Origin of the sequence: Haematobacter genomosp. 1 (genome assembly GCF_002196855.1) — a bacterium.
GTDB lineage: Bacteria > Pseudomonadota > Alphaproteobacteria > Rhodobacterales > Rhodobacteraceae > Haematobacter.
The window spans coordinates 89,416-108,446 of sequence record NZ_NIPW01000015.1; the positions used below are offsets into that span (position 1 = coordinate 89,416).

The window sequence follows — 19,031 nt, forward strand, 5'->3', positions numbered from 1 at the left end:
CAAGATGAGTGACATTTCGCTCCTTCTTCTGATCGTTCTTGCCACGATCGGCCTGTTCATCTGGAACAGGTTGCCTCTGGTCGTGGTCGCGATGGGCAGCGCGCTGTCGCTCTACCTCACGGGTATCCTGTCGCTCGACCACATCTTTGTCGGGTTCGGCGACCCGGTGGTGGTGTTCGTCGCGGCTCTTTTCATTGTCACCGCCGGGCTTGAGGCCACAGGCGTCACCGCCTGGATGGGCCAGCAGTTCGAGCGCCTGGTGGCAGGGAGCTCCAGACGGCTTCTGGTTATCGGGATGCTGGCCGTTGCCGCGCTTTGCCCGCTGATCAATTCCAGCGGGGCCATCGGCACCCTCATGCCGGTCGTCATGCTCATCGCCGTCCGACTGCGCGAGCAGCCGTCGCAATTCCTGCTGCCGATGGCGTTTTCCTCCGGCGCGGGATCGCATCTGGCACTGACCGGGGCGCCCAAGAATGTTCTGATCGCGAATTCGGCGCTCGACTATACCGGCCACGCGATAGGCTTCTTTGAATTTGCATGGGCCGGGGTGCCGCTTCTTGCCGGCACGATCGTGATCGTTCTGCTGCTGCGATCCCGGCTGGTTCCCGCCCGTATCGCGCCACGCCTGCCGCGCGATCTGAGACGCCATGCCGAAACGCTCGTGCAGCAGTACAGGCTCACCAGCGATACGTTCGTTCTTGGTCCGGTGCGAGGCTCCGCGCTTGCGGGAACGCGGGTGGAGGAGCTTCCGCTGGAAGGAGGGCTGCGGCTGATCTCCGTCATCGGACCGGCCGGGACGCCCCGGCGAAGGGAAGCACTGCGGGCCAGCGATCGTCTCGTGGTGCGCGGTTCGTCCGAGAAGGCCCATGATTTCGCCAGCCGGCAGGGGCTGAAAGTCGTTGCTCTTTCCGGGGCGGAGGCGGCGGGCGGGCTCATTGACCGCTCAACAGGCGTGGTGGAAGCGGTGATACCGCTGCGGTCTTCCCTGATCGGGCAGCCCATATTTCCCGGAATGGTCATCACGCCCGGGGATCTGGTGGTCATGGCGATTCAGCGGCACGGCGAAAACCTGATCGGGGAGGTGACGCTGCATGCGGGCGACCACCTGCTGATCCAGGGACCGTGGACCGCCCTGCGGCAATACGAGGCGCGGGAGGGTGTGCTGATCGTGGACCGGTCGGACTCCGTACGGCGGCAGCTTGTGCCTTTGGGTGTCGGCGCGAATGCCATGCTGCTGATCGTGGCGGCCATGGTCATCGCCATCGCCTCCGGGGCTCTGGCCCCTTCGGTGGCGGCGGTACTGGCCGCTGGCGCTATCCTGCTTCTGAACCTGCTGAGCGTGGAGGACGCGTTCCGGGCGATCAACTGGACCACCGTCGTCCTGATTGCGGCGATGTTTCCGCTCTCCGCCGCTTTGGTGGAGACGGGGGCCGCGCAGCTTATCGCCCATCATGTCGTCGAGGTTGTCGGCGCCGCCTCCCCCCGGTTGCTTCTGGCCATGATCTTCATTCTGGCGGTAGTCATGGGGATCGTGGTGTCCAACACCGCCACGACAATGATCCTGCTGCCGGTCGCCGTGATGGCGGCCAATGCCTTCGGTGTGTCGCCGCTCCCCGCAATAATGGCGCTCAGCGTGGCGACCTCGGCATCGTTCCTGACGCCGGTGTCCACCACATCGAACACCATGGTCATGGGTCCGGCGGGGTACAGATTCAGTGACTACTGGCCGCTCGGTCTGCCATTGACCGTTTGGTATTTCGTTGTGGCAGTCTGGCTGGTGCCGCTTATCTGGCCCTTCTGATCGGTTGCCGCTTTCCGCTGTTCTTCCATCGCGGGTGCACCACGCGCCTGAACATTGCAGATAAAGGGAAGGAGCTTCTCAAATGAGTGAACTGGATTCCGTTCTTGCCCATATCGACGCTGACATTGACAATGCGATCGCACGCCTGTTCGACACGCTGCGTCTGAAATCCATCTCCACCGACCCGGCCTATGACGCGGAGACACGGGCCTGTGCCGAGTGGCATGCCGCGGATCTCGCCTCCATCGGGTTCGAAGCGAGCGTGCGCGACACCGCCGGGCATCCGATGGTTGTCGGGCATGACCGGGGGACCAGCGGCACCTCTGTGCTCTTTTACGGGCATTACGACGTGCAGCCCGTCGATCCGCTCGATCTCTGGGATCACGACCCGTTCGCGCCCTCCATCGAAACGCGCGCGGACGGATCGAAATTCATCGTCGGCCGCGGTGCTGCGGACGACAAGGGGCAGCTCATGACCTTTGTGGAAGCCTGCCGTGCGTGGAAGGCCGTCACGGGCAAGCTTCCGATCGCCGTCACCATCCTCCTGGAAGGGGAGGAGGAATCGGGAGGCGTGAACCTTCCGCCGTTCCTCGACGCTAATGCCGACGAATTGCGTGCCGATGTCGCGCTGATCTGCGACACCAACATGTGGGACAAGGAGACACCGGCGATCACCACCTCGCTTCGCGGCCTTTGTGGTGAGGAGATCATCATCCACGCCGCCGATCGTGACCTGCATTCGGGCTTCTACGGGTCGGCGGCCGCCAATCCGAACCATGTGCTGGCCCGTATTCTCGCCGATCTGCGTGATGAAAGCGGCCGCATCACGCTGCCTGGATTCTACGACGGAGTGCCCGAACTTCCCGAGGCTTTGCGGGAGAGCTGGGCAAAGCTGGACTTCTCCGAGAAAGATTTTCTCGGCGAAGTCGGGCTCTCGGTGCCCGCCGGAGAGAAGGGACGCTCCGTGCTGGAGATGGTCTGGTCCCGCCCGACGTGCGAGGTCAACGGGATGGGGGGCGGCTATCAGGGCGCGGGCTTCAAAACCGTGATCCCGGCGACGGCGTCCGCCAAGATCTCCTTCCGGCTGGTGTTCGATCAGGATCCGCACAAGGTGCGCAACGCATTCCGCGCCTTCGTCAACGCCCGCATTCCCGCCGATTGCCGTGTCGAGTTCATAGAGCATGGAGCGGGCCGCGCGGTGGCCTTCGATACCTCGGCCCCGGTGTTCCAGAGCACGCTGACCGCGCTCAGCGAGGAATGGGGAAAGGACGCGGCCTTTGTTGGCGGGGGCGGATCGATCCCGGTGACCACCATGATCAAGGAGCGGATGGGTATGGATGTGGTGATGGCCGGCTTTGGCCTGAGCGACGACCGGATCCACAGCCCCAATGAAAAGTATGAGCTGGTGAGCTTCCACAAGGGCATCCGTTCGTGGGCGCGTATTCTCGCGGCGCTTTAAAAGTCCCGGCGGCGCGGCCGGCACGCGGGACTTCAACCGCGTGCCGGCCGCTGTCGCAAGTCGCCCGGTTCGGGTAACATTGCACCTATGTTTGCCGTCCCGGAGGCCCGATCATCCGAAAGCTTGGACTTGTCCTGTCGTTCTGCGTCGCGCTGTGCAGTTGTGCGCCACGGGGGACGATCACGATATCGCCCGAAGCCGCCCGGACGGGCGAGGTCACGGAGGTGTTGGTCGCGACGAGCCGCAGGCCCACCGCCGATGGGACCGGCTTGTCAAGCGCGCGGTCCCTGACACTGCATTGGGGGGCGTTCGCGATCTCCGTCCCGCCGGAACGGCAAACCGGCACGATCACCTTTCCACGACACGGCAAGCCCGACCCGGAGACGGATTTCCTGACGGTTTCAGAACAACATTTTGCGGATGAGCCCGCGTTCCTCCGCGCCCTGAACGCACGCCTTGTCCAACGGCCTCCGGGGGCGCGCGAGGTGACGATCTTCGTTCACGGCTTCAACACCAATTTCGCCGAAGGACTGTATCGCCACGCCCAGATGACGCATGACTTCGCCACGCCGGGGGTGGCCCTGTCCTATGCCTGGCCATCGGCGGCGAGCATGCGCGGTTACGCCTATGACCGGGAAAGCGCGCTGTTCGCCCGCGACGGGCTGGAAAAGGTGCTGACGCTGGTGGCGCGCAGCAAGGCGGATAACGTGATACTTGCCGGGCATTCGATGGGTGCGTTGCTGGTGATGGAAGCGGTGCGCCAGATCGCCATCCGGGGCTCCGATAGCGTTCTCGACAAACTGCGCGCGGTGGTGCTGCTCTCCCCCGATCTCGATATCGATGTGTTCCGAAGCCAGGTTTCGGCACTTCGGCCAAGAGAGATGCCGATCTACATAGCGGTTTCGGGTCGGGACCGGGCATTGTGGATATCGGGGCTGCTCCGCGGCAGAACGGAACGGTTGGGCGCGCTCCGCGACACCGGGCGGGTCGCCGATCTGCCGGGGGTCATCGTGATCGATCTCAGCGATGTGCGGGGAACGGGCGACCGGCTCAATCACTTTGCGGTCGCCACCTCTCCGGAGCTGATTGCGCTCATCGGCGGGATCGACCGGTTCGGCGCCACGATATTGCGGGACGACAATCGTCAGTCCAACGTCTTCGAAGCGACGGTCAATGTCGTGGCAGGTGTCAGCGAGGCGGTCCTTCTGCCCTTGGCGGGGCCGCAGTAGGCCCCTTCCCCACGGACCAGAGCACCGCGGCAAGAAGCGCCGCGCCGGCCGCGATGATCCCGAGCCCGGCAAAGGCTGCCGGTAGCCCGGCCCGTGCGCCCAGCCAGCCCGCCACCGAATAGGCGACCAGCAGGCAGGCGCTTGTCAACGATAGTTGCGCGGCGAACAGGGCCTGAAGATCCGCCGGCCGTGCGATACGGCGGATGAGATAGGCCGCCGGCGTCAGGGCAAGCGCACATCCCAGACCGATCAGGAACCAGAGGGTCAGCAGACCGGGAATGGACCACACCACCATACCCGCCAGCAGACCCGCTGACAGCAATACTGCCCCGCCTATCATGATCGACCGCTCCGGAAGGACGCGGAGCGCCGGTGTGATCACGATGGCCCCGCAAATGGACCCGAGTCCAAACACCGCAAAGGCTATGGCACTCGCGTAGCGGGTCATCTCGAACGTGCCCTGCACGATGACCACGGTATTGACCATCACCATGGCGCTCCCGCAGCCCACCGCGATGTCGAGCGCGATAAGCCCGCGCAGTTGGGGTGTCCGCAGAAACAGCCTCGGCCCGCGGAGGAATGCGGCGACCATCCGTTCGCTCCGCCTGCCTGTCGGCTCCGGCGTGCGCATCCGGCTGACGAGCCATGCCGACAGCAGGAGGGCAAGCGCGCTGATGACGAAGACGCCCGTCGATGCAAAGGCCAGGAGGAGGCCCGCAGCGAGAAGCGGGCTGAGCGAGGTTTCAAGCTCGCTTGCGATCAGTGAGCGGGCCAGCGAGTTCGTGTAGTCATGTTGATTGGCCAGCAGATAGGGAACGATCGTCTGATAGACGAGCGTGAAGATGGCGGAGGCCAGCGAGAAGACGAAAACAAGCGCATATACCTGCCAGATCGCGGTGATGAACGGCAGCAGCACCAGACTGCCCGCGCGAAGGATATCCAGTGTGATGAGCATCGGTTTGCGGGGCACATGCCGGATCAGCACGCTCACGAAGGGGGCGGCGATGATATAGGCCAGCATCTTGAGAGAAAGCGCCGTACCCATCACCGTGCCGGAATCGCCCCCCGCCAGATCATAGGCCAACAGTGCCAGCGCAACCGTCGCCATGCCGGTGGCCAGCAGCGCCAGCACATAGGCCGCAAAAAGTCTGTAATAGCTGGCCTTGTCGGCCACCCCCGTCCAGGCAAGGGGCGCGTCTTCCTCAGGCATCCTGCGGTGGCGCGGCCGGTCCCGCGGGCTCCGCGATCCTGTCGGTGCCCCCATTCTTGTCATCGCCGAAGAGCGTCACATACAGGACCGGCAGGACGATGAGCGTCAGAACGGTCGCGACCAGCAATCCCCCCATGATCGCGAATGCCATTGGGCCCCAGAAGAGGGTCGGCGCGATCGGCAGCAGGCCGAGAACCGTCGAAAGCGCGGTGAGCAGCAGGGGTCGCAATCGGTTCATCGCCGATGAGACCGCCGCCTCGCGCACGCCGGCCCCCGCCGCCCGTTCATCGTTGATCTGTGTGATCAGGATGACGGCATTCTTCGCGATCATGCCGAGAAGCGCCAGAATCCCCAGAATCGCCACAAAGCCCAGCGGGCGCGCAAAGAGCAACAGCGCCCCCACCACGCCGATCAACCCCAAGGGCAGAAGCAGCACGACGATGCCCACCATGCGGAAGTTCTTGAGCTGCACCATCAACAGCGTCAGCATGAGGAACGCCATCAGCGGAACCACGGCGAACACCGCTGCCTGACTTTCCGCCGATGTCTCGGCCGTTCCGCCCGTCTCGATCCGGTGACCGAAAGGGAGTGACGCATTCAGCGCCGCGATCTTGTCGGAAAGATCGGCGACGACCGTCTCCGGCAACAGTCCGGGCGCCACATCGGCGAGCACGGTCAGCGTCGGTTCACGGTTGCGCCGCCAGATCAGCGGCTGTTCCTGCGTGAAGCTGAAGGTGGCGAAGGAACTGAGGGCAACGGTCCGCCCCCCCGGCACCGGCACTTGAAGGGTGCCAAGCCCATCCAGGGAAATCCGATCCTCCGCCTGTGCACGCGCGATGACGTTCACAAGGTAGATGTCGTCCCGCAGCTGGGTGACGGTCGAGCCGGAAATCGCTGTATTGAGCACGGCGGAGAGCTGTGAGCTGGTCAGCCCAAGGCGCCGGGCCTGCTCCTGATTGATCTCGATGCGAAGCTGACGGGCGGGCTCGATCCAGTCGAAATGCACCCTCCGCGTGCCGGGGTGAGAGGCGATCACCTCTGCAAGCCGAAGAGCTTCGGTGCGAATTACCTCAGTATCCGAACCGCTCAGCCTGTATTGCAACGGCCAGCCGATCGGCGGACCCATCTCCAGCGGGCTGACCCGCACCACCGCCTCAGGCATGTTCTCCACCAGAAACCTGTCAAGCGCATCCTGAAGCCGCAGGCGCGCGTCCAGGCTCTTGGCCATCACGACGATCTGGCTGTGGTGGTCGCTTGGCGGCCGGATGGCGAGCGGGAGATAGAAGCGTATGACGTTCCGGCCGATATAGCTGGTCCAGAAATCCACGTCCTCACTGGCGGCAAGGTATCGCTCCACCCGGGAGATGGCCTCCTCGCTGGCGAAGATCGAACTGGATCGGGGCAACTGAAAGTCGACGATCAGTTCGTTGCGGTCAGATGGCGGGAAGAACTGCCGGTTGAGTTGCTGCATGCCCAGAACGGCCACCGCAAAGGCAACGGCCGTGATGGCAATCGTGATCCAACGGCCGCTGATCGCGATATTGAGGAACTTGCCGAAGGCGCGCAGGAACCGGCCCGGCTCCTGACTGACCGCTGCGGAAGGCGGCTTGAGCAGCACACCCGCAATGATCGGCGTGAACACGACAGCGACCAGCCATGAGGCGATCAACGTGATCGCCACCACCTGAAACAGGGAGATCGTGTATTCGCCGGCCTGGCTCTGGGCAAAGCCGATCGGAACGAAGCCGGCAATCGTGATCAGCGTCCCGGTCAGCATCGGTGCGGCAAGACGACGGTAGGCATAGGTCGCCCCCTCCGCCACCGTATCGCCCGCGGCAAGCCTGCGCAGAACCGCGTCCGTCGTCGTCATCGCGTCATCGACCAGCAGGGCCAGCGAGATGATCAGCGCGCCAAGCGACACCCGTTGCAGGTCGATGCCCATGACATCCATGACGAGGAACGCGGCCGCGAGCGTCACGGGGATCGCCACGGCCACGACGGCTCCGGCCCGCACACCGAGCGTGACAAAGCTGATGACCAGAATGATGGCAATCGCCTGATAGAGCGAGGTGATGAAGTCCCCGATCGCCGTCGTCACGACGCGGGGCTGATCGGAAACCAGATGCGGCTCTATCCCGATCGGCAGGTCGGCGACGATACCCTTCATGGCGTGGTCGATCTCTGCCCCGAGCTCAAGGATATCGCCGCCTTCCCGCATGGAAATGCCAAGGCCGATAGCCCGCTTGCCGTTCACATGCAGAAGCGGTTGCGGCGGGTCCACGAAGCCGCGCCGGACGGTTGCGATATCGCCGAGCCTGATCGCGCGCCCGTCGGCGAGCAGCGATACGTCGAGGATATCGTTCTCCGATTCAAAGGCCCCGCTGACCCGCAGGATCAGGTTTTCCTTGCCCGAGTTGATGGTGCCCGAGGGTCGCACGACGTTCTGTGCGGCGATAGCGGCGAGGATCTGACCGTAGTCCAGACCCATGGCAGCAACCCGGTCGGGCTGAAATTCGATGAAGACGGCCTCATCCTGCACACCAATGAATTCGACCTTGCCGATCCCGTGCACCTCGCCCATCAGGCGTGTCCGTACGAAATCGACATAGTCGCGCAGTTCGCGCTCGCTGAATCCATCCGCGGTGAAGCCGTAGACGATGCCGAAGACATCGCCGAAATCGTCGTTGAAGAACGGCCCCAATACCCCCTGCGGCAGCGTGTGGCGTATGTCGCCGATGCCGTTGCGCACCTCCTGCCAGACCGCGCCCACGCGCTCCGGCGGGAAGGCGCCCTCAAGATCGACATAAATGGTCACGATCCCCGGCCGGGTGATCGAACGGACAGCGTCCAGGCCTGTCGTTTCCTCCAGCTTGCGTTCGAGCCGGTCGGTAAGCTGGCGCTGGGTCTCCTCGATTGTGGCACCCGGCCAGACGGCAGTGACCAGCATCGTCTTGATCGTGAAGGAAGGGTCTTCGTCACGACCGAGGTTGATGAAGGCGAACGCGCCCGCGATGACGGCGACCAGCATGAAGTAGATGGTCAGGGACCGGCTGCGGATCGCCCATTCCGACAGGTTGGGACCGATCATGATCCCTCCCCGAGGAGGCGGACCTTCTGGCCCGGACGCAGCGCCTGCACCCCGGCTGTGACGACCCGGTCGCCGATCTGCACGCCGTTAGAGATGCCGACAGAAGACGGCGTGAACCGTGTCACCTCGACAGGCCGAAGCGAGACCGTGCCGGTGTTCGTATCGACGATCCAGACCGCCGGCGCGCCATCCGCGGAGGTCAGGGCCGAGGCGGGGAGTTCGATCCCTCCGTAACCGCCAAAATGCACGCGCCCGTTGACGGTGGAGCCCAACCGGAGCTCCTCCGGCGGGTCGATCAGACCGACGCGGACGCGAATGGTGCCGGTCGCCGGATCCACACGCGGTGCGATCTCCCGCACGCGTCCGGTGGCACTGACACCCGGATTGAGGCTTAGCCTTATCGAGACTTCCGGGTCAGGCGGGCTGGCCGTCACAATCGCCGCGGGCACGTCGAAGACGGCATCCTTCCCCCCGTCCCGGGCAACCTGAACGATGCGCCGCCCGGGGGTGACGACTTCGCCCGCCTCCGCACCCACTGCCGTGACGACGCCCCCGGCATCGGCTTCGAGCACTGTGTCGTCCAATCGCCGGCGCGCTATTCCCACCTGTGCATCGGCGGCGTCGAAGGCGCTCTGGGCCGAGGTCATGACCTGTTCGGCCCGCTCGAGCCCCGCCCGCGCCAGAAACGCGCGCTCATAAAGCTGGCGCTGACGCTGGTAATTCGATCGCGCCTCGGAAAACTGGGCGCCTGCTGCGGTCTGCGCGGCCTCGGCGCTGCGCAGGGCGTTTTCCTCATCCGCCGGATCGAGCCGTGCGAGGACCTGCCCCGGCGCGACCGTATCGCCGACATTCACCAGCCGCTCGACAAGCCGCCCGCCGATACGGAACGCCAGTTCGACCTGGATCTGGCTTTCCACCGTGCCGGACAGGGTGACCGTCTCTCCCGAGGCGCTTTCGGCCACGACGATGCTCCGCACGGGACGCAACTCGGGCGCAGCCGTCTTATCCTCCTCCCGACAGGCGGTGAGGGTCGTGATCATCAGAACAGCAAAAACCATGCCACATGTCGCCGGTCTTACTGTGAACATGCTGAAATCCCTTCAGTATCTCGGGGCAGCCGCGCTGTATATTCGGGTGACGGGAACCGTCGCTGGATCAGTTCGGCCCCAACGGGACGCCGAGCAGGTACCAGGCGACGAGCATCAGGGTCCAAAGCACCAGAAGCACCACCGTATAGGGCAGCATGAGAGCCACGATCGTTCCGATCCCGGCGTCCTTCTCATACTTCTGGGCGAACCCCACCATGACAGCCAGATACACGTTGAGCGGCGTGATGACGTTCATCGGGCTGTCGCCCACGCGATAGGCCGCCAGCACCAGGTTGGGCTCACCCCCGAGACGCATGAACAGCGGAATGAAAACGGGCGCCAGAATGGCCCATTTCGCCAGCGCGCCTGTCAGGATGATGTCGATGAGCGCCACCAATAAGATGAAGAGAAAGATGTAGCTGGTCGCTCCCAGCGGCGCGGCCTGCAGGATATCGGCGAGGTTGACCGCCAGAACCGTCGCAAGGTTGGTATAGTTGAAGAAGGCGATGAAGTTGGCGATGACAAACAGCAGAAAGATCATGCCGGACAGTCCGCCCCAGGTCTTCACGATAAGGCCGATCGCGGCGGTCATGTTTTCGATCGTGCCCGCCGCGCGGCCATAGGCATAGCCAACGAACAGAAATACCGTGCTGATCAGAATGATGAGCGCGCTCATGAAGGGCGAACCCGACATGATCCCGCCCGTGTTCTGATTGCGCAATATGCCCCATGGGATCGGCGGCACCGTGAGCGCAGCGATGATGAGCGCGACGATGAGCAGGGTACGCCCCGCTGCCTTCAGCCCGCGCTGTTCCGCGTCCGTCAGCCCGTCATGCACCTCCACTGGCACACCGCCGGTATAGGGGCCAAGGCGGGGCTCCACGTATTTCTCGGTTATGATCGTGCAGATGATCGCCATGACGATGGAGGAAACGATCATGAAATAGAGGTTGCCGACGGGGGTGATCTGCGCCGCGGGATTGACCGAACGCACCGCATCATTGGTGACTTCCACCAGAAGCGCATCCGTCGGCGTCACGAAGACGTTGACCAGAAACACTGCGGCAACACCGCTGAAACCCGCAGCGAGGCCCGCCAGAGGATGCCTGCCAAGGCTATGAAAGGCAGCGGCCGCCAGCGGCACGAGCACGAGGTATCCCGCATCCGCCGCAATCGAGGACAGGACGCCGACCGAGACGATCATGAAGGTGAAGATCCCCCGCGGCGCGATCGCCACGAGCTTGCGCACCAGCGTCGCGATCAGCCCGGATTCCTCCGCCAGCCCGACACCGATCATCGCCACGAGGATCACCCCAACGCCGGTGAAGGCCAGGAAATTGGCCACCGGACTGGTCAGCATGAACCGTATTCCATCCGGCGACAGAAGGCTGCGGACGCTGCTTTCCCGCTCAACGATATCGCCGAGTGCCACGTCGTAGCCTTCATAGACCACCGACGTGCCCATCAGGCCGAAAATCGTCGACAGGACGATGATGATGCCGATCAGGATCAGGAATATGATTGCCGGGTGGGGCACGGCATTGCCGACCCTCTCGACGGTTCCCAGAAATCCAGACAGTGTGCCTTCGTTATCGGGACCAGAGGGTTTGCTTCCAGCCAAGTCGTTGCCCCCGAAATATATCAGTCGAGATAGCCAAAAAGATGCCTGCCACGGGGGCCATCACGACCGAATGGTGTAATTCACTTTAGATGGAGCGCCTACTCATCAGCCGCTGTTCATTGTCTGGCAGAAAAAGCAGACGCCTAGTTTAAATTCGGAAGGGCGAGGAATCTTCCCCCTTCTTGCAAGGAGAATGCTCGCAAATTCCATAAATTGTCCAGCGATAAAGCGTTGGCGGTAACCAGGCGTGCGATTAAAATAATACGTGCGGCGTCCGCAACATACGGACTGCAAACGGCATCGGCTTTGGCGATACTATGCCTAACACCATAAAAAGTTTCACTCTGCAAAGATGTTCGAAAAAATGAGCGGCTTTTCCTGAATATCCTTATGGGCTGGCTTTGTTCAGGGTTTAGTCCCCTTTCGACCCTTCGCGATACTTTGGCGCGAACAGATGGTGGAGACTGCTGCCGGGGAGATGATCGCCAGAGCTATCGCAAACCTGCCGTCGATACAGGCTGGAAGCCGGCTCCGGGCGGCCATCGGAGTATCCGGCGGAGTGTCCTCCCGCACACGACACGGGCGGTTAGAGGGGGCGGACGGCCGGATGGCACCGCAACCCTCTCCCGAAATCATCAGCGTGCGCAAGCGGACATCCTTTTCAGTTCAGCCGCCTCGACGCCGGGCGTTCTTGTCAGGCGAACTGCCCCACAGCCCGATCCCCGAGCGCCCTGCCGAAGCCCGCGTTGCTCGGGCCTTGGTCGCATCAAGGCGCTGCATCGACTATGCCGGAGATCCTCCCGATGTGACTCCCCCAAACCATTCCCCGCATGATTGCCGGGAAGGCACGCGATAATCGCGGGCGGAGAAGCGCGGATCACAAACCATCATCGCCATCGGCTGATCTGTTGCTAATGTGCCGCCCTTACCGCAGCCTTCGTCATGGCGAGAACAAGGGCCGCCCGGTATGGGCCCGGCGTGCGGGCATCGGCCATCATGTCATCCGCGTTCGGCAAGAGGGATTCCACGGCTGCAACCGAAAAATCATCATTCAGGCGGGCCTCGGCCTCCGACCAGCGATACACACCGTCCTGCCCTGCCCCCGTCACCGCGACAACCGCCGTTCCATCCTGACGCACCGCCACGGCGACACCGGTGCTCGCATAGCGGGAGGCGGGGTTGCGGATGCTGGCATAGCCGAAGCGCCTCGGCTGGGGCACCTTGATGCAGGTGATGATTTCGCCAAAATCGAGCGCCGTAGCGAAAAGCCCGGCAAAGAACTCCTCTACCGGCAACTCGCTTCTGTCCGTCACAATCACCGCGCCGCAGGCGAGCAAGGCGGCCGGATAATCCGCAGAGGGATCGTTGTTGGCAAGGGAGCCCCCAATCGTTCCCCGGTTGCGGATATGAGGATCGCCGATCTGGCGGGCCACCCGCGCAAAAGCAGGAAACCGGCGCAGGATCGCGGGATCACCCGACACGGCCGCATGCGTGGCCATCGCACCGATCTGAAAACCGTCCGCGATTTCATGGATGTCGGAAAGCCCCGCAATCCCCGACAGGTCGATCAACGCGGAGGGCTGGTTCAGTCCCTGTTTCATGGTCGGCAGAAGTGTTTGCCCCCCTGCCAGAACCATTGCCCCGTCGTCACCGGAAAGGAGTGCCAGCGCTTCGGCAAGATCGCGCGGACGGTGATAGGCGAAGTCGTGCATCACGCCTCTCCCCGGTGCATCATTTCTGCGCCTTTCTCGATGGCGGCGAGAATATTCTGATATCCCGTGCAGCGGCAAAGATTGCCATGCAGCAACTCACGCAACTCCTCCCGATCCGGCACCCCTCCTCCCGGGCGAACGAGCGACAGGGCCGTCATGATCATGCCGGGCGTACAGTAGCCGCATTGCAGGCCGTGGGTGTCCGCAAACGCCTGCTGCATCGGATGGAGCCCCTCGGGCGGGGTGATACCTTCGATCGTGGTGACTTCGGCCCCGTCACAGGCCGCGGCGAGCACGGTGCAGGACTTGACGCTGCGCCCGTTGAGGTGGACCGTACAGGCCCCGCATTGGCTGGTGTCGCATCCGACATGTGTGCCGGTGAGACGGAGACCCTCCCGCAGTAACTCGACGAGAAGCCGCCGTCCCGGCACGGTCCGCGTGATCTCCCGCCCGTTCACCTTCATCGTCACTTCGATCATCCCGCGGCCCTCTTTCCCATTTCCTCTCCGGTTTCCCACATCCGTCGGAAATTCGTATATTGGATTTCGCGCAGTTGTGCGATAAACATTCTGACGTAAGTTCGAGGGGCTGCCAATGAGTCTTCCGCCATTTGCCGATGATTTTTCGGAGACGCCCCTGTGGTGGACGCTTGCCGGTGGAATGGCACGGGGTGCTCCCGCTCCCTTGCCGACGCGCGCCGATGTGGTGATCGTGGGGGCGGGTCTGACGGGTGCGGCGGCGGCGCAGACACTGGCGGCGGCAGGGCGGGATGTGCTGCTGCTGGACGCGGGCGTTCCGGGCGGGGGGGCCAGTTCGCGAAACGGGGCGATGCTTGGGCGGTATTTCAAGCACAGCTTCGGCCAGATGATGGAGGAGCGCGGCCTCGACACGGCAAAGGCCTGGTTCGGAGAGTTGGGTCAGGTCTATGATGATGCCTTTGCCCGCATCGCCGCGCTGAACCGCCCAACCGGCTTTCGCAACTGCGGCCGGGTGGTGGGCGCAGTCACTCCGGGCCATCGCGACAAGCTGTTCCGCGAATGGGAGCTTCGAGCCCGGCACGTGGGCGAGGCTGTCGATTTCCTGACGGCGGGCGACGCCGAACTGGTATCCGACCGCTACGTCGGAGGTGTGCACATCCGCGCCAACGCGGCAGTTAACCCGGCGCTCTACACTCGCGCGATGCTCGATGAGGCCATGGCGCAGGGCGCGCGCGTTCTCGGCGATACCCCCGTGACGGCAATTCAGAAAGAACCGCGGGGCTTCGCGGTTCACACAACGCGCGGGCAGGTCATTGCGCGAGACGTCCTGGTGGCGACCAACGGCTACACGCCGAAAGGCCAGCGCTGGCACCACAGGCGGCTTATCCCTATCGTCGCTTTCATGATCGGCACGGAACCGCTTCCCGAAGCGACCGTGGCGCGTCTGCGGGCGGGGCGGCGCACCTATCACGACAACCGCAAGAATTCGACCTACTACCAGATCACTCCGGATAATCGGCTGGCGCTTGGCGGACGAACGGGGTTGTGGCACCCGTCACTTCGCCATATGGCCCTGCGCCTCCGGGAGGAGATGGCCTATTTCTTCCCGGAGCTGCGGGATGTTCGGATTTCCCACGCCTGGCGGGGCAAATGCGCGGCGACGGAGGATCTTTTTCCCCATGTCGGTCAGCATGAGGGCATACATTTCGCAATGGGCTACTGCTTCTCCGGCCTCGCGATGGCGCCCTATCTCGGCAACAAGGCGGCCATGGCGATCCTTGGCCGCACGGAGGAGGCGCGGAGCCTGTTCCGCCTCGATGCTCCGGGTGCCGTGGCATGGCCGGCGCGGCAGGAATGGCTGATCCCGGTCGCGATGCAGTATTTCCGCTGGCGGGAACCCTTGCCCCGCTGACCCGGGAAAAGTTGATCGCCGGCATAGCCGATCCTCAGAACAGGAGACCATCCGTGTCCCAAGAGCGCGCAGCCTCACGCTTCCGCGCCCGCCTTCGCGCGGGTGCTTTCATGGCAGGCACCTTCATCAAAACCCCCGCCTCCGAGATTGTGGAGATCATGGCGCGGGCCGGGGTGGATTTCATCTGTCTGGATGCAGAGCATTCGGCCTTGGGCCGGCGTGAGCTGGACTGGTGCCTTGCCCTGGCGCGGGCTCTCGACCTGCCAACGCTGGTCAGGCTTTCCCATGCCAGCCCGGAAGCCGCGCTTCAGGCATTGGACGGCGGAGCCTCCGGGCTGCTCGTTCCCCACGTCCGCTCACCCGCGCTGGCTGCCGATGTGGCCCGCTGGGCAAGGTTCGGCGCAGGTGGACGCGGTTATGCCGGTTCCACCCGGCATGGAGATTTCACGGCGCGACCCATGGCCGACTTCCTTGCCGCCGCAGGCGAGGAAGTCAGTGTCATCGCCCAGATCGAAGACCCGGAAGCTCTGGATCAGGTGGAAGCCATCGCGGCGACACCCGGCATCGACGGCGTATTCTTTGGCGCGGCAGACCTTGGCGTCGGACTGGGGCTCGGACGCTCCGGTGGCGCGGAAATCGACCGGGCATTCAGCCGCGTCGCCTCCGCAGCGCAGGCATCCGGCCGGGCGTTTGGCGCCTATGGCGCGACGCCCTCCGCCCTTGCCGGATTGCGGGCCCGGGGCGTCTCCCTGGCACTCATCGGTTCCGATCAGGGCATGGTGCTGGCAGGCGCGCGGACTCTGGCCGAAGCTGGCTCCCTTCAAAACGAAAGGATCACACAATGACCATTCAGACCATGCCGCGCCTGCCCTGTTTCGTGGAATTCCCGACGGATGCGGCTCCCTCCGGTTGGCGGCTGACGCGGGCGCGGGGCAAGCGCTTCATCGTGGACTATGCCGTGGCGGGAGCAGAGCCTCTCCGCCAGCAAGCCGCCATAGAAGCGGTCGCGATCTTTCCCGATGCTCCCGGATGCGTGACACAAGAAGATCGGACGGCCGAAGCCCCTGCCCGCTCTCTCTGCCTGCTCGGGGAGGGTGATTTTTTGATCGCGGCCGCACCCGGAACGGCGATCGCCATCATCAAGCCGATCAGCGGCGGCGCCCCTGCCGATGCGATAAACGACGCCGATTATGCTGCTGCCGAAGACGGGATACTGCCACTCGCGCCCCCGGGCCATCCGGTGCAGTCCGGGCCTCGGGTCATCCACGCGGATGATATCCACGCGCCCGCCGACAAGCCGCGGCTGAAGATCCTGCGCAGCCGATGCCTCAGCTTCAACTGGATCGAATACACGGGATTGCGTGACCGAACGAAGCTTTCGCCCCACGCGCATGAGGATTTTGAGCAGGGGTCGTTGGCGCTGGCGGGCAGTTTCCTGCACCATCTGCGCACGCCGTGGGGGCCCGACGCGACCGTCTGGCGCGAAGATCTGCATCTCGAGGCTCCGTCCCCCAGCCTTTGCGTGATCCCTCCGAAAGTCATTCACACGACCGAAGGTCTGGGGTCCGGTCGTCATCTCCTGATCGACATCTTCGCGCCGCCGCGCGCGGACTTTCTCGCCAGGGGCTGGGTCTCCAATGCGGCAGACTATCTCTGACACCATTCCGCACTGATCGCCGCAAACGGGAGATTTTTTGCCTTTAATGTTTTTCGCACACTTGTGCGATTATTATTTCGGGCGTAGAAATGTCGAGACAGGGACCCGACCCATCGGTTCCCGGCGCACCAGCAGCAACCAGCCGCCGCTCCCTGAGCGCTATGGCGGCCCCAGGACGGGACGATGCGATGCCTTATTCACTTGGGATCGATATTGGCGGAACCTTCACGGACCTCGTGCTTTTCGAGCCGCAGAAGGGGGTTCAGCACAACCTCAAGGTCCTCACCACACCGGACCGCCCCTCCGAGGCGGTGATCCGGGGCGCAGAGCGCATCATCCGGCGCGAAGGCGTCGATCCGGCAGAAGTCAATCGCGTCGTCCACGCCACGACCCTGTTCACCAACGCCCTGATCGAGCGAAAGGGCGCCGTGACAGCGCTGCTGACGACCGAAGGTTTCCGCGATGTTCTGGAGATCGGCCGCGAGCGGAAATTCGAACTTTACGATATCTTCATCGAGATGCCGCGGTCCCTCGTCCCCCGCACCCTGCGTGCCGAGGTGAGGGAACGCATGACCCCGCGCGGCGAGGTGGAAACGCCCCTCGACATGGAGAGCCTGAAGGCGGCGGTGGAAAGCCTTGTCACGCAAGGGGCCACGTCGATCGCGATTTCCTTCCTTCACTCCTATGCGAACCCGGCGCATGAGGACGCGGCGGCAGAATTCATCCGCACTGCCTATCCGGGCGTCTCCGTCACCACCTCCTTCGAGGTCGCACCCGAGATCCGCGAATACGAGCGGACCTCCACCGCCGTCGCCAATGCCTATGTCAAGCCGCTTGCAGGGGCCTATCTGACCGAACTCGAAACCCGGCTGAAGCAGATCGGCGTCACCGCGCCCCTGTTCCTCATGGTTTCGAGCGGAGGGCTGACCAATATCGACGAAGCCCGGCGCAACCCGATCCAGCTCCTTGAATCCGGCCCCGCTGCCGGCGCGCTGTCGGCGGCGTTCTTTGGGGAGCGGTCGGACGTATCGCATGTGCTGGCCTTCGACATGGGCGGCACGACAGCGAAACTGTCCGTGGTCGATGAAGGAGAACCGCTGATCTCCTACAAGTTCGAGGCTGCCCGGACCCGGCGCTTCAAGGAAGGCTCCGGCCTGCCCATCAAGATCTCCACCATCGAACTGATCGAGATCGGTGCGGGCGGTGGCTCCATCGCCCATATCGACAAGATGGGTCTCATGAAGGTCGGCCCGGAAAGCGCGAGTTCCAAACCCGGTCCGGCCTGCTACGGCCTGGGCGGCGAGCTTCCCACGGTGACCGATGCGAACCTCACGCTCGGCTATCTGAACCCCGACTTCTTTGCCGGTGGCACGATGAGTGTTGACCCGGAGGCGGCCGCCTCGGCGCTTGGATCGCTCTCCGGTGCCACGGGGCTTTCCGTTCCCGAACTGGCCTGGGGCGTGCATGACATCGTGAACGAGAACATGGCCAGCGCCGCACGTGTGCACATCGCCGAACGCGGCAAGGACACGCGGCGCTATGCGCTCGTCACCACGGGCGGCGGCGGTCCGCTGCACGGCTATCAGGTGGCGCGGAAGCTGGGCCTCGGCCGGTTGGTCTGCCCACCGGGCGCGGGCGTGGCCTCGGCGCTTGGCCTGCTGATCGCCCCCGCGCGGGTGGATCGGGTGGCGACAGTCGCCCGGCCCGTGGCCGAGGTGGACTGGTCCGCCCTCGAGATGACCTTCGAGCGGCTGGAAGCAGAAAGCCGCGCGGTTGTCACGGAGACCGTACCGCAGGCGGAAGCGATCAGCGTGCGCCGGCTGGCCGACATGCGCTACATCGGTCAGGGCTTCGAGCTGGTCGTGGAACTGCCGGAAGGCCCCTACTCCGCCGCCTCGATGGAGCCGGTGCTGGCCGCCTTCCGCGCGGCTTACAGGGAGGTGTTCACCCTGAACCCGCCCACCGACCGGATCGAGATCGTCAACGTCCGCATCACCGTCTCCGCCGAAACCGGCTCGGCGCGGATGGCACGTCAGACCGATGGCGCCGATCCGGAAACAGCCGTGAAACAGCGCCGCCAGATCTATTTCCCCGAACTTCGCGACTTCACGGAAACCCCGGTCTATGACCGGATCATGCTGCCGGGCGGTATCGACATTCACGGCCCGGCGGTGATCGAGGAGCCGGAATCCACTCTCGTGGTGGGCCCCGAGGGCAGCTTCCGGGTGGAGCCCAACGGCAACATCGTCGTCACCATCGCCAACTGACGCTCAGGG

The 19,031-nt window shown here is 64.0% G+C and carries 13 protein-coding genes; 7 read left to right on the forward strand and 6 right to left on the reverse strand.

Features of this window, described 5'->3' with window-relative positions; translation table 11 throughout:
- Window positions 1-4: 4 nt before the first annotated feature.
- From CDV49_RS10335 to CDV49_RS10345, 3 genes are all read left to right on the forward strand, one after another.
- Entirely contained in the window at window positions 5-1,801 is a 1,797-nt protein-coding gene (locus CDV49_RS10335) for an SLC13 family permease (protein ID WP_088215457.1), read from the forward strand.
- An 82-nt stretch (window positions 1,802-1,883) separates the two neighbouring features.
- Entirely contained in the window at window positions 1,884-3,260 is a 1,377-nt protein-coding gene (locus CDV49_RS10340; protein WP_088215458.1) for a M20/M25/M40 family metallo-hydrolase, read from the forward strand.
- A 269-nt stretch (window positions 3,261-3,529) separates the two neighbouring features.
- Window positions 3,530-4,489, forward strand: a complete 960-nt coding sequence (locus CDV49_RS10345) for an alpha/beta hydrolase (RefSeq protein ID WP_179209171.1) — start codon at window positions 3,530-3,532, stop codon at window positions 4,487-4,489.
- Here CDV49_RS10345 and CDV49_RS10350 read toward each other — a convergent pair.
- From CDV49_RS10350 to CDV49_RS10375, 6 genes are all read right to left on the reverse strand, one after another.
- The gene (locus CDV49_RS10350; protein ID WP_179209172.1) at window positions 4,449-5,699 is read right to left on the reverse strand and encodes an MFS transporter; all 1,251 of its coding nucleotides are present in this window, start codon (window positions 5,697-5,699) and stop codon (window positions 4,449-4,451) included. The genes CDV49_RS10345 and CDV49_RS10350 overlap by 41 nt on opposite strands.
- Window positions 5,692-8,787, reverse strand: a complete 3,096-nt coding sequence (locus tag CDV49_RS10355) for an efflux RND transporter permease subunit (protein ID WP_088215461.1) — start codon at window positions 8,785-8,787, stop codon at window positions 5,692-5,694. Before CDV49_RS10355 ends, CDV49_RS10350 begins: the two co-directional genes overlap by 8 nt.
- Window positions 8,784-9,845: an efflux RND transporter periplasmic adaptor subunit gene (locus tag CDV49_RS10360; protein WP_088215462.1), complete on the reverse strand. Its 1,062-nt coding sequence runs from the start codon at window positions 9,843-9,845 to the stop codon at window positions 8,784-8,786. Before CDV49_RS10360 ends, CDV49_RS10355 begins: the two co-directional genes overlap by 4 nt.
- Window positions 9,846-9,942: 97 nt before the next feature.
- Entirely contained in the window at window positions 9,943-11,496 is a 1,554-nt protein-coding gene (locus CDV49_RS10365) for an AbgT family transporter (protein WP_218821933.1), read from the reverse strand.
- Window positions 11,497-12,407: 911 nt separating this feature from the next.
- Window positions 12,408-13,208: an FAD binding domain-containing protein gene (locus CDV49_RS10370; protein WP_088215463.1), complete on the reverse strand. Its 801-nt coding sequence runs from the start codon at window positions 13,206-13,208 to the stop codon at window positions 12,408-12,410.
- Window positions 13,208-13,687, reverse strand: coding sequence for a (2Fe-2S)-binding protein (locus tag CDV49_RS10375; RefSeq protein ID WP_088215464.1), 480 nt, complete (start codon window positions 13,685-13,687; stop codon window positions 13,208-13,210). The genes CDV49_RS10370 and CDV49_RS10375 overlap by 1 nt, the downstream gene beginning before the upstream one ends.
- 115 nt (window positions 13,688-13,802) lie before the next feature.
- On the opposite strand from CDV49_RS10375, the gene CDV49_RS10380 reads away from it, so the two are divergent.
- From CDV49_RS10380 to CDV49_RS10395, 4 genes are all read left to right on the forward strand, one after another.
- The gene (locus tag CDV49_RS10380; RefSeq protein WP_088215465.1) at window positions 13,803-15,098 is read left to right on the forward strand and encodes an NAD(P)/FAD-dependent oxidoreductase; all 1,296 of its coding nucleotides are present in this window, start codon (window positions 13,803-13,805) and stop codon (window positions 15,096-15,098) included.
- A gap of 53 nt (window positions 15,099-15,151) precedes the next feature.
- A complete protein-coding gene (locus CDV49_RS10385) occupies window positions 15,152-15,943 on the forward strand; it encodes an HpcH/HpaI aldolase family protein (protein ID WP_179209173.1) in 792 nt (263 codons plus the stop codon).
- Window positions 15,940-16,755: a hypothetical protein gene (locus CDV49_RS10390; protein ID WP_088215466.1), complete on the forward strand. Its 816-nt coding sequence runs from the start codon at window positions 15,940-15,942 to the stop codon at window positions 16,753-16,755. The genes CDV49_RS10385 and CDV49_RS10390 overlap by 4 nt, the downstream gene beginning before the upstream one ends.
- 188 nt (window positions 16,756-16,943) lie before the next feature.
- Window positions 16,944-19,022, forward strand: a complete 2,079-nt coding sequence (locus tag CDV49_RS10395) for a hydantoinase/oxoprolinase family protein (RefSeq protein WP_218821934.1) — start codon at window positions 16,944-16,946, stop codon at window positions 19,020-19,022.
- Window positions 19,023-19,031 lie beyond the last annotated feature (9 nt).

What these genes read in the sequence shown, in the direction of transcription:
- CDV49_RS10335 (WP_088215457.1), top strand. Translation starts at nt 5, where the DNA reads ATGAGTGACATTTCGCTCCTTCTTCTGATCGTTCTTGCCACGATCGGC.
- CDV49_RS10380 (WP_088215465.1), top strand. Translation starts at nt 13,803, where the DNA reads ATGAGTCTTCCGCCATTTGCCGATGATTTTTCGGAGACGCCCCTGTGG.
- CDV49_RS10395 (WP_218821934.1), top strand. Translation starts at nt 16,944, where the DNA reads ATGCCTTATTCACTTGGGATCGATATTGGCGGAACCTTCACGGACCTC.
- CDV49_RS10355 (WP_088215461.1), bottom strand. Translation starts at nt 8,787, where the DNA reads ATGATCGGTCCCAACCTGTCGGAATGGGCGATCCGCAGCCGGTCCCTG.
- CDV49_RS10350 (WP_179209172.1), bottom strand. Translation starts at nt 5,699, where the DNA reads ATGCCTGAGGAAGACGCGCCCCTTGCCTGGACGGGGGTGGCCGACAAG.
- CDV49_RS10340 (WP_088215458.1), top strand. Translation starts at nt 1,884, where the DNA reads ATGAGTGAACTGGATTCCGTTCTTGCCCATATCGACGCTGACATTGAC.
- CDV49_RS10375 (WP_088215464.1), bottom strand. Translation starts at nt 13,687, where the DNA reads ATGATCGAAGTGACGATGAAGGTGAACGGGCGGGAGATCACGCGGACC.
- CDV49_RS10370 (WP_088215463.1), bottom strand. Translation starts at nt 13,208, where the DNA reads ATGCACGACTTCGCCTATCACCGTCCGCGCGATCTTGCCGAAGCGCTG.
- CDV49_RS10390 (WP_088215466.1), top strand. Translation starts at nt 15,940, where the DNA reads ATGACCATTCAGACCATGCCGCGCCTGCCCTGTTTCGTGGAATTCCCG.
- CDV49_RS10360 (WP_088215462.1), bottom strand. Translation starts at nt 9,845, where the DNA reads ATGGTTTTTGCTGTTCTGATGATCACGACCCTCACCGCCTGTCGGGAG.